Annotated in this window: 11 protein-coding genes; 9 read left to right on the top strand and 2 right to left on the bottom strand. The window is 51.4% G+C overall.

Annotation, left to right across the window (positions count from 1 at the left end; translation table 11 throughout):
- Positions 1–164: 164 nt before the first annotated feature.
- Positions 165–2489 (bottom strand): LPS-assembly protein LptD, encoded by a 2325-nt coding sequence (locus tag AC07OI_RS15265; protein WP_495257814.1) that lies wholly within the window; start codon positions 2487–2489, stop codon positions 165–167.
- A gap of 261 nt (positions 2490–2750) precedes the next feature.
- Between AC07OI_RS15265 and AC07OI_RS15260 the strand changes: the two genes are divergently transcribed.
- From AC07OI_RS15260 to AC07OI_RS15245, 4 genes are read left to right on the top strand one after another with little or no spacing between them, the layout of a single operon-like run.
- Entirely contained in the window at positions 2751–3701 is a 951-nt protein-coding gene (locus AC07OI_RS15260) for an aminoglycoside phosphotransferase family protein (protein ID WP_495257860.1), read from the top strand.
- Positions 3702–3719: 18 nt separating this feature from the next.
- Positions 3720–4433, top strand: coding sequence for an N-acetylmuramate alpha-1-phosphate uridylyltransferase MurU (murU, locus tag AC07OI_RS15255; protein ID WP_492703576.1), 714 nt, complete (start codon positions 3720–3722; stop codon positions 4431–4433).
- A gap of 2 nt (positions 4434–4435) precedes the next feature.
- Positions 4436–5791 (top strand): Xaa-Pro aminopeptidase, encoded by a 1356-nt coding sequence (pepP, locus tag AC07OI_RS15250; RefSeq protein ID WP_495257813.1) that lies wholly within the window; start codon positions 4436–4438, stop codon positions 5789–5791.
- Between the two features lie 14 nt (positions 5792–5805).
- A complete protein-coding gene (locus AC07OI_RS15245; protein WP_495257812.1) occupies positions 5806–6987 on the top strand; it encodes an FAD-dependent monooxygenase in 1182 nt (393 codons plus the stop codon).
- A 39-nt stretch (positions 6988–7026) separates the two neighbouring features.
- On the opposite strand, the gene AC07OI_RS15240 is transcribed toward AC07OI_RS15245, so the two are convergent.
- Positions 7027–8346, bottom strand: coding sequence for an MFS transporter (locus AC07OI_RS15240; protein WP_495257859.1), 1320 nt, complete (start codon positions 8344–8346; stop codon positions 7027–7029).
- A gap of 189 nt (positions 8347–8535) precedes the next feature.
- Between AC07OI_RS15240 and cyoA the strand changes: the two genes are divergently transcribed.
- The 5 genes from cyoA to AC07OI_RS15215 are packed head-to-tail and all read left to right on the top strand — an operon-like array spanning position 8536 to position 13654.
- Positions 8536–9660: a ubiquinol oxidase subunit II gene (gene cyoA / locus AC07OI_RS15235; protein ID WP_495257811.1), complete on the top strand. Its 1125-nt coding sequence runs from the start codon at positions 8536–8538 to the stop codon at positions 9658–9660.
- Complete coding sequence (gene cyoB, locus AC07OI_RS15230) at positions 9660–11666, top strand: cytochrome o ubiquinol oxidase subunit I (protein WP_495257858.1); 2007 nt, start codon at positions 9660–9662, stop codon at positions 11664–11666. Before cyoA ends, cyoB begins: the two co-directional genes overlap by 1 nt.
- Positions 11659–12324 carry a cytochrome o ubiquinol oxidase subunit III gene (gene cyoC / locus AC07OI_RS15225; protein WP_495257810.1) on the top strand — a complete coding sequence of 222 codons (666 nt, stop codon included), beginning with the start codon at positions 11659–11661 and terminating at the stop codon, positions 12322–12324. Before cyoB ends, cyoC begins: the two co-directional genes overlap by 8 nt.
- Positions 12321–12803: a cytochrome o ubiquinol oxidase subunit IV gene (gene cyoD, locus AC07OI_RS15220; protein ID WP_495257809.1), complete on the top strand. Its 483-nt coding sequence runs from the start codon at positions 12321–12323 to the stop codon at positions 12801–12803. The genes cyoC and cyoD overlap by 4 nt, the downstream gene beginning before the upstream one ends.
- Positions 12800–13654, top strand: a complete 855-nt coding sequence (locus tag AC07OI_RS15215; RefSeq protein WP_492703569.1) for an SURF1 family protein — start codon at positions 12800–12802, stop codon at positions 13652–13654. The genes cyoD and AC07OI_RS15215 overlap by 4 nt, the downstream gene beginning before the upstream one ends.
- The last annotated feature ends 34 nt before the right edge of the window (positions 13655–13688 follow it).

Raw genomic sequence — 13688 nt, 5'->3', positions numbered from 1 at the left:
TTGCAATAAATGTCGCATATTGGTCCAAAATCCTGTTAAGCCATTCCCGTGAGAGCATCAAAGCGGGCAAAAGTTGCAATATACACGTTCGTTCCGGTTTCACAAACTGCGGAGGAAAGCATGTCTATTGTTAGTACAGCAAATTATTTACCTACGGCAACGTGCTAGCGCTCGTTGCCAGACTGGTAGCCTGAAATATTTTTTCTCAGTGCATCGATGGGGTTAGCACCAAAGCCCAGCCTGGCCAGTCCATTCAACTCCAGTTGTATGGAAAAGCCGGATGTATTGTTGACGCTGTTCGTCGCAAACCTTTGTGCCAGGAAGCGCAAAGACCAGCAATCTGCCTTGTATTCAAAGCCCAGCAAACCATCCACCATCTTTTTATCCATCATGGAGTAATTGCTTCTACCCACCATATACCAGCGATCTGCCATCGGCCATTGAGCAGATACATCGACCTGCTCGAGGCTGTTGCGCTGATAACGGTATTCCAGGTTCAATACCTTTTTCGGTGAAGGCTGCCAGTGTATGCCGTAGTTGGCACGTACCGATTGCCTGTCAGTCTGGCTCAGTTGCAAAGCCATTTCACCACTGAGGGTAGAAGACAGCTTCCCGGTTGCTGCCAGCAACAGATCCGAACGGCTGGGGCTGACGGTGTTATCAAGCGTGACTTTTTGCGTATTAAAATAGAAACGCTGACCTATGGCCAGCTTCAGGCTTTCATCGCCATTACCTTCGATAAAACGCGAAATCAGGGCAGCGGTAATCTGGTTCGAATCACCTATCCTGTCCTGGCCGGTAAAGCGGTTTTCACTGAAAATCTGGGCAAAATTAAAATCGGCAACGGCACTGTCAAAGTTAGGCATGCGCGACTGATCGCGGTAAGGTGTATTCACATAGAACAGTCTGGGTTCCAGTGTCTGTGTCAACGCCTTGCCAAACATCTCTGTTTTGCGTTCAAACACCAGACCACTATCTACCGAGAAAGTCGGCACTACGCGATGGAAATCAGATTCCTTGCCTGGCTCAGGATTGACCAGATGATAATTAGTCGCGTGGAACGACACTTTGGGAATAACGAATAACCCGGCCTGCACCAGAGGCAAAGAAACCTGAGGATTGAACACCGCCCGGTCACCCCGCACCAGAGTCGGATGCCAGAAGCGCGTCAATATGCTATCCATGGACCAGTCCAGGCCAGCGACATCATGTTGCTCAGCATGCAACTGCAATTGCGGCAGCCTGTCATACGGGCGCGCTATCGGTGCCGCCAGATCTTGCAAAACCTGATAATTTGAAGTCCTGAGAGCCAGGTTCCAGAATGACCCGTAATACGTCAGATTGGCTTCGCGCAATAACAGGCGTTGCGCTGTTTTGGTAATAGTGCGCGAGAAATCGGCAGGATAATCATCATCCGAGGCTGAATTGATATTCCAGGTCAATTCCAGTTGCGGTAATAACTTCTGTGTGTGTATGGAGGCCACCGCATAGCGGTTAGTGCCAGTCACACGGTCATTAAGCAAACCTTCAACACTGGTTTCACCTGCATAGGTTTCACCCAGGTAGCGTCCCTCTATCCCCAGTTGCAGACCACGCCTGGCGATCATTTTGGGATAGATAGTCAAATCACGGTTGGGCGCAATATTAAAATAATAGGGCATCGTCACTTCAGGACCGCCCTTGGACGAAGCGCCAAATATGGGCGGCAACAAGCCAGAGTGACGCGCGCCCGACAATGGAAAGGTCAGGGAAGGCGTCGCCAGGATAGGCATGCCCATGAAATACAGGACAGACTTGCCAGCCACGCCTCTGTCGAGGCCGGTATCAAGGCTCAGGGTATCAGATTGCAAATACCAGTCAGGGTTGAGGCCTTCGCAAGTGCTATAGGTGCCACGCGTGATCAGGGAACGCTCTTCGTCCTGAAAATCAATACGTGCCGCATGTCCCTGGGCGTTATTGCGCAAGAGTTTATAGACGGGATTGGCAACGTAACCGGAACTGGCATCAAGCTGCATGCGCAAAGCGTCACCTGTATAGCAATCACCATAGCGATTCATGCGTATCTTGCCACTGGCTTCTACTTCATCTTCCAGATTACGGTACATGGCTTCGTCTGCGGTGATGCGGGTGCCACCTTTGACGACCTCAACATCATGTTCAAACTTGATAAAGCGCTCTGGCCTGCCGGTAAACTTTTCAGCACGAACCGTGACTGGTGCATTCTTGTCGTCCTGCTTTTGCTTTTCGCTCAGTTTTTCAAGTTGCTTCGGGCTGGGCAAGGAATCTTTGGACGACTTGTCATCGGACTGTAGGGGAGTTGCCAGCGGGGTTACCAGCTGAGTTGGAGCCTGAACTTCTTCCGGCTTGGCAGTAATCACGTTCTGGGCCATCGCCTGAGAAAAGTAGGCAGGCACCAAAACCGACACCAGAATTGCCGGGATAGTAGGAAACAACAGCGGTGAGTGAGATAATACGGGTTTCCTGCGCATGAATTCAGTGGTCAATAAACGTTTTGCCAACAATGCTGGACGATGTCATACAGACAATATGCCAGAAATCAGTCGCCTATTATAGGTTAAATGCTGGCAAAACCACTTGAAGTATGCAGACAAACTAACTTCCATTAAATTTTATACATGTCCTCCACAGCAATCCCAGCGAATTCTGCAACATCTGCAGCGATCTCCATCGAAAAAGAACACCGCAAGCAAGCGCTGCAAAACTGGCTTGCGGGCATCAACAGTCATGCCATGAAGCTCGATAGCATGCGTGCAGCATCTGCCGATGCCAGTTTTCGCCAATATTATAGAATTGACACTGAAGATGGTAGCACCCTGATTGCAGTTGATGCACCACCCGCAACAGAGAATACCGCAGCCTTTATCAAGATGGCGAATCTCTTGAAAAGTATCAACCTGACTGTGCCTGAAGTACTGGCACACGACCTTGAGCAGGGCTTCATGCTGGTGACGGATATGGGCATGCATACCTATGGCCAGATTTTGAACAGCGACAATGCCCACAAACTATATCTGGATGCGATAGACAGCCTGATCCTGTTCCAGGCGCAAAGCCAGGCCGATGTCTTGCCTGAATATGACCGCCCCTTCCTGCTGCGTGAATTGAATATTTTCAAGGAATGGTATGTGGGCAAGCATCTGGGTGTCACCCTGACTGATGCGCAAACTGCCACGCTGGATAAGGTGTTTGATCATTTGCTGGCCAGCGCACTGGCACAGCCGCAAGTGTATGTGCACCGCGACTATCATTCCCGCAACCTGATGTGGATGGACAAGGGCAATCCCGGCATCATCGATTTCCAGGATGCTGTGTATGGCCCCATCACTTACGATCTGGTGTCGCTGTTACGCGACGCCTATGTACAGTGGGATGAAGAAATCGTGCTCGACTGGGCCATACGTTACTGGGAAAAAGCCAGACGTGCCGGCTTGCCCGTAGCACCGGACATAGACAGTTTCTACCGCGATTTTGAATGGATGGGCTTGCAGCGCCATCTGAAAATCCTCGGCATATTCGCCCGCCTGTCTCACCGCGACGGCAAGCACCATTACATAGGCGATATCCCTACTGTCATGGAATATGTGCGCAAGACTTCGCACCGCTACAAGGAACTGATCCCGCTGCTCCGTTTGCTCGATGAACTGGAAGACAATGCGCCGCAAGTTGGCTATACCTTCTGAGGCGGAGTAATAACAATCATGAAAGCCATGTTACTTGCCGCCGGGCGCGGCGAACGTATGCGCCCATTAACCGATGCCTGCCCCAAACCTTTATTGAAAGTGCGCGGCAGGCCGCTGATCGTCTGGCATATCCTGAACCTGGTGAAAGCCGGTATCACCGAGATGGTCATCAATCATGCCCACCTGGGTCATATGATAGAAGATGCTCTGGGTGATGGTTCACGCTTTGGCGCAAAGATACAGTACTCAGCCGAAGAGCAGGCGCTGGAAACCGCAGGTGGTATTGCCAAAGCCCTGCACTTGCTGGGGGATGACCCGTTCATTGTGGTGTCTGGTGACATCTATATCCCCCACTTCAATTTTGCAGAATGCCTCAATACCCTGGAAGAAAATGACCCATGGGGTAATCCACATCCGGCAGACAAACGCGATATCGCCTGGCTGTATATGGTGAAGAACCCCAGCTTCCACCCGACTGGTGATTTTGCCCTGACACTGATGGGTTTGTCGAATGAAGGCACGCCGCGTCATACTTTTGGCAACATCGGCGTGTATCGCCCGGAAATGTTTGCATCGATACGACCAGGTGACCATGCCAAGCTAGGTCCCCTGCTACGCGAATACATAGATGCAGGCCGCATAGGCGGCGAGCTGTACCGCGGTGAATGGCATAATCTGGGCACACCTGATCAACTTGAAGCGCTGAACGCGCCATTGAATTTCAAAGGATAAGCATGAGCATCAACACCACTAGCTATTCTGCACGTCGCCAGCAACTGATGTCACAAATGCAGGCGCAAGGTGGTGGTGTAGCAGTCATACCAACTGCACGCGAATGGATACGCAATAGCGACAATCATTTCCCTTTCCGCCACGACAGCCATTTCTATTATTTATCCGGCTTCACAGAACCGGAAGCGGTCGTCGTGCTGGTCGCCACTACAGACAAACAGCAATCGATTTTATTTTGTCGCGAAAAAAATCCAGAACGTGAAATCTGGGATGGCTTTCGTTTTGGGCCTGAGGCAGCAGCAAAAGAATTTGCTTTCGATGCTGCTTATCCCATCGCAAATCTGGCAGAAAAATTGCCTGAATTGCTCAGTGATGCCCGCACGCTGTTTTACAGCGCCACACAGGAGCCGCATATCGACAGTCAGGTGCAACAAAGCCTGCAAGCCCTGCGAGACAAGAGCCGCAGTGGCATCAAGGCACCCGGCATCACGGTCGATGTCCGTGAGCTGATTGATGAAATGCGCCTGTTCAAGGATGAGACAGAAATCGCGCTGATGCAGCGTGCTGCCAGCATTTCTGCTGAAGCGCATGCACGCGCCATGCGCAGCACCAAACCTGGAAAATTTGAATATGAGCTGGAAGCGGAATTATTATATGAATTCCGCCGTAATGGTGCGCAGGCACCTGCTTATGGATCCATCGTCGCTACTGGTGCGAATGCCTGCATCCTGCATTACCAGAGCAATCAGGCTCAGATCAGAGATGGTGATCTGGTACTGATCGACGCCGGTTGTGAATTCGATAGCTATGCATCCGACATCACCCGCACTTTCCCTGCCAATGGCAAGTTCAGCCCTGCTCAAAAACGTCTGTATGAAATCGTGCTGGTGTCACAACAGGCTGCTCTGGAATATGCCAGCCCGGGCTCACAATATATGGATGGCCACAACGCGGCTGTACGCGTGCTGACCCAGGGCATGCTCGATACCGGTTTGCTCGATAAAAACAAGGTAGGCAGCCTTGATGATGCCATCACCAGCGCAGCCTTCCGCCAGTTTTACATGCATGGCACAGGTCACTGGCTGGGGCTGGATGTACATGATGTTGGTGATTACCGGACTGCAGAAAAAACCGGCGATAGCGATATAAGACCTTATCGCAAATTACAGGCTGGCATGGTCATCACCATAGAACCCGGTATCTATGTGCGGCCTGCTGAAGGTGTGCCGCAAGAATACTGGAACATCGGTATACGCATAGAAGACGATATCCTGATCACAGCTAGTGGCCATTTGAATCTGAGCCGCGACACACCAAAAACCGTAGCAGAGATTGAAGCCGAAATGCGTACGCGCTGAAGGTGCAAAATAAAATGACTCATACCATCAATGATGTCGATATCGCGATCTGTGGCGCGGGCCCGGTAGGCCAGGCTCTCGCCCTGCTGCTCCAGCAACAGGGTTATGCAGCTGAACGCATAGCCCTGTTTGATGCCAAGACGGCCGGGCAGGCAGAACAGGATGCCCGTTCCATCGCCATCTCCTATGGCAGCAGGCAAATCCTGCAGGCGGCTGGTGCCTGGCCGGTCAAGGCAACAGCCATACAGGAAATCCATGTGTCACGCCGTGGTCACCTTGGCCGCAGTCTGATGCGGGCGAATGACTATGCAGTGCCTGACCTGGGATATGTAGCCCGCTATGGTGACATCATACGGCCACTGCAAGTGGCCATCGGCAATAGCAGCATACGCATACAGAGGCCGGTAAGTGTCAGCAATATCGAAGAAACTGCAGACCATGTACGCCTGACACTGATCCATGCAGACACTGGAGAAACCAGCCATGTCAGCGCCAGCATCGTCATACAGGCAGAAGGCGGCACTTTTGGCGACCAGGAACAGCGTAGCCAGCGCCATGATTACCAGCAAACCGCCATCATCGCCCATGTGAATACCGATGCCCAGATAGCCGGACGCGCCTTTGAACGCTTCACCGAACAAGGGCCACTGGCCTTGTTGCCGCAAGAAGATGGCTATGCCCTGGTCTGGTGCGTGCGACCTGAGCAGGCTGAGCACTTGCTGACACTGGATGATCAGCAATTCAAACAAGCCTTGCAAACCGCCTTTGGCGACCGCCTGGGCAAATTCATCAAGACATCGGCACGCCTGTCTTATCCATTGGGCTTGAATGCACAGGCGCATGCCACTGCACGCACAGTCGCCATCGGCAACGCCGCGCAAACCCTGCATCCGGTCGCAGGGCAAGGCCTGAACCTTGGCTTGCGCGACAGCATGGTATTGGCACGCGCACTGACACGACATTTACATGACGCTGCCAGCAGCGATACTGCAACCGCCTTGCAAGCCTATCTGGCAGAGCGCAAGGCTGACAGGAAGCTGACCATACGCATCACCGACAGCATGGCCCGGGTATTTGCCAGCAGCCCTGATGGTTCATTCAGCCAGACCTTGCTGGGCCTGGGGCTGGGTGCACTGGATATGGTGAAGCCAGCAAAGCGGATGCTGGCAGAACAGATGATGTTTGGTTGGCGCTGAGCGCGCACAACAGCGCGCTCAATATCATCAACTCACTAACTAGTTCCTGATCTCCAAAGCACGATTCAGGCTCAGCGCCGCTATTGAACAGGCTGCGCCGGATAGCAGGTACAGGCTGACATATTCCAGCCCGAAATGTGCCGACAAGCCCAGCGCCACCAGAGGGGCAAAGCCCGCACCGACCAGCCATGCCAGATCAGATGTCAGGGCAGCGCCGGTATAGCGGTATTTAGGCGCAAAATTGGAAGTTACAGCACCTGATGCCTGGCCATAAGACAATCCCAGTACACCAAAGCCCAACAGGATAAAGAGATCCTGCCCAAACTCACTGCCACCCAACAAGGCTGGTACGAAACCACTCAGCACGGCGATCATCAGTGCCAGCGCAAATAGCATTTTGCGACGGCCAATACGGTCAGCGATCACACCAGAAATAATGATTCCCAGGATCATGAAAACGGCACCAAACATTTGTATTTCCAGAAATTCGCTCAGTGAGCGTTTGGAATAAATCGTGATCCATGACAATGGGAACACAGTGACCAGATGGAACAGTGCATAGCTGGCCAAGGCCGCCAGTGCGCCTATAAGCAAGTTACGGCCTTGTGAGCGGGTCATCTCGACAATACTGGTTGGTTCCAGTTCGCGTTCATCAAGCAAATGCTTGTATTCGTTAGTAGAAACCAGGCGCAAGCGGGCAAACAAGGCAACCACGTTGATCGCAAACGCGACATAGAAGGGATAGCGCCATCCCCACTCCAGGAAGTCTTCAGTCGACAAATTGGCGAGCATATAGGCAAACAGGCCCGCAGCAATCATGAAACCTACCGGCGCACCGAGTTGACCGAGCATGGCATACCAGCCGCGCTTGTTCTCCGGTGCATTCAAAGCCAGCAAAGAGGGCAAACCATCCCAGGAACCACCCAGCGCAAAACCCTGCCCTATACGCAGCAAGGACAAAAAGATGATGGAAGTTACGCCCAGATGCGAATAAGTTGGCAGGAATGCAATACCAGCGGTAGATGCCCCCAATAAAACCAGGGCTATGGTGAGCTTGGCTTCACGTCCCAGATGCTTCTGGATTTCCATAAAGGCTACTGTGCCAAACGGGCGTGCCAAAAATGCAAACGAGAAGATCACGAATGCATACAGAGTGCCTTCCAGTCTTTGTTCAAATGGAAAGAAAACCTGGGGGAAAACCAGTACCGAGGCAAGTGCATAGACAAAGAAATCAAAATATTCCGACGCTCTGCCGATGACTACACCAATCGCGATTTCACCAGGGGCAATCGAAGAATGATCGGAATTAGTGTTTCTGACATTCCTGCTTTCAGAAGCTGTCAGATAGCTGGAAGGCATTTCATTCTCGTTGGTACTGATGCTGGTCATAATGGCCCCTCAAATCTTGTCTCTAAATTTATAGTCTGGCACCTGTGCGATCTTTATTTTTGATGCTTATTTGAAAACTAGGACAAAACGTCCAATCGCCAAGGCCTTTTTGTAAAGGTACATTAGCACAAATTTCTATAATCATTGACCTATCTCAATATGATTCCCTTATTTGCACGACGCGGACTTGCTGTTTTTCCTGCAATTTTGTTGACGGCTTGCAACACGGTAGTAATGAATCCATCGGGTGATATTGCCTCTCAACAAAGCCATTTGATATGGGTATCCACGCTGTTGATGTTGCTGATCATTGTACCAGTGATCTTTTTGACCATTCTTTTTGCCTGGCGTTACCGTAAAAATAACACTTCAGCAAAATATGAACCAGACTGGGACCATTCCACCCAGCTTGAACTCGTGATCTGGGGTGCGCCGCTGCTGATCATCATCGCCCTGGGCCTGATCACCTGGATCAGCACGCATACGCTGGACCCTTATCGCAAACTGTCGCGCCTGGATGAAAACCGCCCTCTTCCTACTGATGCGAAAGTCTTGAATGTCGAGGTTGTGGCACTGGACTGGAAATGGCTGTTCATTTACCCGGACCTTGGTATTGCTACAGTCAATGAACTGGCTGCCCCTATTGATGTGCCTGTGCGCTTCAAGATTACGGCATCCAATGTCATGAACTCTTTCTTCATCCCTGCACTGGCTGGCCAGATCTATGCGATGCCAGGCATGCAGACTACGTTGAATGCCATCATCAACAAGCCAGGTCAGTTCGATGGCTTTTCGGCCAACTATAGCGGTGCAGGTTTCTCTGACATGCGCTTCAAGTTCCATGGCATGAGCGCGCAGAATTTTGAACAGTGGGTACAGGCGACCAAAGGCAAGCAACAAACGTTGGATCGTGCAACTTATCTGAAACTGGAAAAGCCTAGTGAGCGTGAGCCGGTGCGCCACTACGCCAGCGTCGATGCAAGTTTGTTTCACGCCATCCTGAACCGTTGCGTCAGTGCAGGTGAAGTGTGCATGGACAAAATGATGATGAGTGACGCAAAGGCAAATGCCAGAGCCTATGCAGCATCTGACGCGAAAATGGATTTCACCAGGCTATTCACGCAAAGCCTGGAAAAAGATAACGCCGCACGCACAGCACGCTTGCTGGCCTATCTGGACGCTGACCTTTGTAAAGCATCCCCCGAAGCGTCCTCTAAAGCGTTCCCGGAAGCGTTCCCCAAAGTGCTCCCCGAAGTGTCCCCCATTATCATCGGAAATAAATGATGCAAGACCAACTCGATTTGACGAAGCTCATCTTCGGCCGTCTCTCATGGGACGTGATTCCCTTTCATGAACCCATCCTGCTGGCGACCTTTATCGCTGTCGCCCTCGGTGGCATAGGCCTTCTTGGCGCTTTGACGTATTTCCGTGTATGGGGCACTTTGTGGCGCGACTGGTTTACCAGCATCGATCACAAAAAGATAGGCATCATGTATGTGATTTTTGCCATTGTCATGTTGCTGCGCGGCTTTGCTGACGCCCTCATGATGCGCTTGCAACAGGCAATCGCCTTTGGTGATGCAGCAGGTTTCCTGCCACCACATCACTACGACCAGATCTTTACCGCGCATGGCGTGATCATGATTTTCTTCGTGGCCATGCCTTTGGTCACTGGTTTGATGAACTATGTTGTACCACTGCAAATCGGTGCACGTGACGTGGCATTTCCCTTCCTGAATAATTTCAGTTTCTGGATGACTGCCTTTGGCGGCGGCCTGGTCATGGTATCGCTGTTCGTGGGTGAATTTGCGCGTACTGGCTGGCTGGCATATCCACCGCTGTCCGGCATCATGGCCAGCCCGGATGTGGGGGTAGATTACTATATCTGGTCATTGCAGATTGCCGGTGTGGGTACTCTGCTGTCGGGCATCAACCTGATCGCCACCATCATTAAAATGCGCGCACCTGGCATGACGATGATGAAGATGCCAGTATTTACCTGGACTGCGCTGTGCACCAACATTTTGATCGTTGCAGCCTTCCCGGTACTGACTGCGGTATTGGGCATGCTGTCACTGGACCGTATGTTTGGCACCAATTTCTTCACCAATGATCTTGGTGGCAATTCCATGATGTATGTGAACCTGATCTGGATCTGGGGTCACCCTGAGGTGTATATTCTGGTCTTGCCTGCGTTTGGTGTTTTCTCTGAAATCGTCTCGACATTCTGTAGCAAGCGCTTGTTTGGCTATACCTCCATGGTGTATGCAACCGTGGTTATCACCATCTTGTCTTACCTGGTATGGCTGCATCACTTCTTCACGATGGGGTCTGGCGCGAGTGTTAATTCCTTCTTCGGTATCACGACCATGATTATCTCGATTCCTACCGGAGCGAAGATATTCAACTGGCTGTTCACGATGTACCGTGGCCGTATCCGTTTTGAATTGCCTATGTTGTGGACCATGGGTTTCATGATCACTTTCGTTATTGGCGGCATGACAGGGGTCTTGCTGGCAGTACCACCAGCCGATTTCGTTTTGCACAACAGCCTGTTCCTGATTGCCCACTTCCATAACGTCATTATCGGTGGCGTGCTGTTCGGCATGTTCGCTGGCATCAACTACTGGTTCCCTAAAGCTTTTGGCTACAAGCTTGATGATTTCTGGGGCAAATGCTGCTTCTGGTTCTGGACTATCGGTTTCTACTTTGCTTTCATGCCTTTATACGTACTGGGCCTGATGGGTGTGACAAGACGCTTGAGCCACTTTGAAGATCCATCCTTGCAAATCTGGTTCCAGATCGCGGCTTTCGGTGCTGTCCTGATTGCCATTGGCATCGCTTCCTTCATCATCCAGTTGTATGTCAGCTTCAAGCGTCGTGCATCCCTGCGTGATGTTACTGGCGACCCATGGGGTGGCCGTACGCTGGAATGGTCAACATCCTCGCCACCTGCAGCTTATAACTTTGCCTTTACACCGAAAGTGTATGACAACGATGCCTGGGCTGATATGAAGAGCAAGCAATACAGCAGGCCAACAGACGGCTTTGTACCTATCCATATGCCCAAGAATACCGGCGCTGGCTTCATCATCGCCTTGTTGAGTGCAGTCTGTGGCTTCGCCCTGATCTGGCAAATGTGGTTGCTGGCTGTCCTCGGTTTCGTGGCGATGATGGTTGCCATTATCGTCCACACCTTCAACTACAAGCGCGACTACTATATTCCTGTTGCCGATGTCATCCGTACTGAAGATGAACGTACCCGCTTATCAGGTGCCAGCTATGTCTAATACCGCAACTTTTCCAAATGAAGGCACGAACTTGAATACCAGTGCAACTTCTCAGCCTGGCAAATTTGTCAGCAGCGATTTTTATGTCAAGGAACATCATCCGGAAAACGGCACTCTGCTCGGTTTCTGGCTTTATCTGATGAGCGATTGCCTGATCTTCGCCTGTTTGTTTGCGACCTATGCCGTACTTGGCCGTAACTATGCAGGTGGCCCTACAGGTGCAGAATTGTTTGACCTGCCACTGGTTGCCGTCAATACGTCTTTGCTGCTGCTTTCTTCCATCACGTATGGTTTTTCCATGTTGGAAATGCAGCGCAAGCGTGTTAAAGCCACCTTGATCTGGCTGGCTATTACGGGCTTGCTGGGTGCGTGTTTTATCAGTCTTGAACTGTATGAATTTGCCCACCTGATACACGAAGGTGCAGGCCCGCAACGCAGCGGCTTTTTGACTTCCTTCTTTGCCCTGGTTGGTACGCACGGCCTGCATGTGAGTTTCGGTATTATCTGGCTGGTTACCCTGATGTTCCAGATAGGCCGTCATGGCCTGACACCAGAGAATGGCAGGAGGCTGATGTGCCTGTCCATGTTCTGGCATTTCCTGGACGTGATCTGGATCGGCGTATTTACCTTTGTTTATTTGATGGGAGTCTTGCCATGAGCGCACACCAAGAACACACGCCGCATGGTCACGATGGTCATCATGGCGACCACCATGACCACCACGGGCATACGCATGCCAACCATGGCAGCCTGAAAGAATACGCTACCGGATTCATGCTTGCAGTGATCCTGACCGCCATCCCTTTCTGGCTGGTCATGGGCAAAGTCATGAACAAGTCGAGCACGACAGGCATCGTCCTGCTGGTATTTGCAGCGATACAGATCGTGGTGCACATGGTGTATTTCCTGCACATGAATAGCAAATCCGAAGGTGGCTGGACCATGCTGGCATTGCTGTTCACCGGCATGCTGGTGTTTATCATGATGAGCGGATCGCTGTGGGTGATGTATCACCTGAATCACAATATGATGCCCGGCATGATGCATGAGACCGAAACAAAACCGCAATCGATCAATGCCGCGCCCATGTCCCGGCCTGCTGCGGACAATATCAAGTCCATGCCATCCATGCAATGAACGAACCTGAACAAGGAATTGCAGGAAAAGCGGCTGACCTGACACCAAAGACAGGTCAGCTCAGCCCACGATCTCGTCATTCACGCTTATTCAGACTGAGCTTCACGGCCTGCATGGCAGTTATTTTTGCAGGCTTCATTTCACTTGCTACATGGCAGGTGCTGCGTCTTCAATGGAAGCTCGATTTGATAGAGCGGGTTGAACAGCGCGTACACGCAGAACCTGTACCAATTCCCGGTTTTTCATTGTGGCCACACATCAATACAAGTGCGGATGAGTACCGCCATGTGCAGGTCAGTGGCGTTTTTATGCATGAGAAAACCGTACTGGCGCAAGCCACGACAGAATTGGGAGGCGGCTTTTGGGTCATGACGCCTCTGGCGACAGCAGATGGCACGACGATCCTGATCAACCGTGGTTTTATCCCGGAAAAAATGGCGGCGTCTTATCGAGCTTCATCAAAAAGAGATCGCGTCACTGCATCTGATATTGACACCATTCAAGTCACTGGCCTGTTGCGCATGACTGAACCGGGCGGAGGTTTTTTGAGGAAAAATGACCCTGCTGGCAATCGCTGGTATTCACGCGATGTGAACGCCATTGCTACTGCAATTGGCTTGACCAGGCCAGCCCCTTTCTTTATCGATGCCGATGCAAACCCCACAACCGATAAACACTATGCGCAGCAAAGTAACGGATCGGCAAACCAACCCATCGCAGGCCTGACCGTGATTCATTTTCACAACAACCATTTAATTTATGCCTTGGTCTGGTTTTCGCTGGCAGCCATGACGGCCGCAGCCTGGGCATATGTCATCCGGGATAGAAAAATGTCAGCGCCGTCAGCATAGGAAACACAGCATAAGCCAGGCTGGCATTGCAAAT

The sequence above is a fragment of the Undibacterium sp. GW821-FHT07F11 genome, from assembly GCF_059418665.1.
This window is presented reverse-complemented; position numbering and strand designations above follow the sequence as displayed.

Bases quoted from the DNA above. Each gene is read 5' to 3' on its own strand.
- AC07OI_RS15265 (WP_495257814.1), bottom strand. From the start codon at position 2,489: ATGCGCAGGAAACCCGTATTATCTCACTCACCGCTGTTGTTTCCTACT.
- AC07OI_RS15260 (WP_495257860.1), top strand. From the start codon at position 2,751: ATGAAGCTCGATAGCATGCGTGCAGCATCTGCCGATGCCAGTTTTCGC.
- murU (WP_492703576.1), top strand. From the start codon at position 3,720: ATGAAAGCCATGTTACTTGCCGCCGGGCGCGGCGAACGTATGCGCCCA.
- pepP (WP_495257813.1), top strand. From the start codon at position 4,436: ATGAGCATCAACACCACTAGCTATTCTGCACGTCGCCAGCAACTGATG.
- AC07OI_RS15245 (WP_495257812.1), top strand. From the start codon at position 5,806: ATGACTCATACCATCAATGATGTCGATATCGCGATCTGTGGCGCGGGC.
- AC07OI_RS15240 (WP_495257859.1), bottom strand. From the start codon at position 8,346: ATGCCTTCCAGCTATCTGACAGCTTCTGAAAGCAGGAATGTCAGAAAC.
- cyoA (WP_495257811.1), top strand. From the start codon at position 8,536: ATGATTCCCTTATTTGCACGACGCGGACTTGCTGTTTTTCCTGCAATT.
- cyoB (WP_495257858.1), top strand. From the start codon at position 9,660: ATGCAAGACCAACTCGATTTGACGAAGCTCATCTTCGGCCGTCTCTCA.
- cyoC (WP_495257810.1), top strand. From the start codon at position 11,659: ATGTCTAATACCGCAACTTTTCCAAATGAAGGCACGAACTTGAATACC.
- cyoD (WP_495257809.1), top strand. From the start codon at position 12,321: ATGAGCGCACACCAAGAACACACGCCGCATGGTCACGATGGTCATCAT.
- AC07OI_RS15215 (WP_492703569.1), top strand. From the start codon at position 12,800: ATGAACGAACCTGAACAAGGAATTGCAGGAAAAGCGGCTGACCTGACA.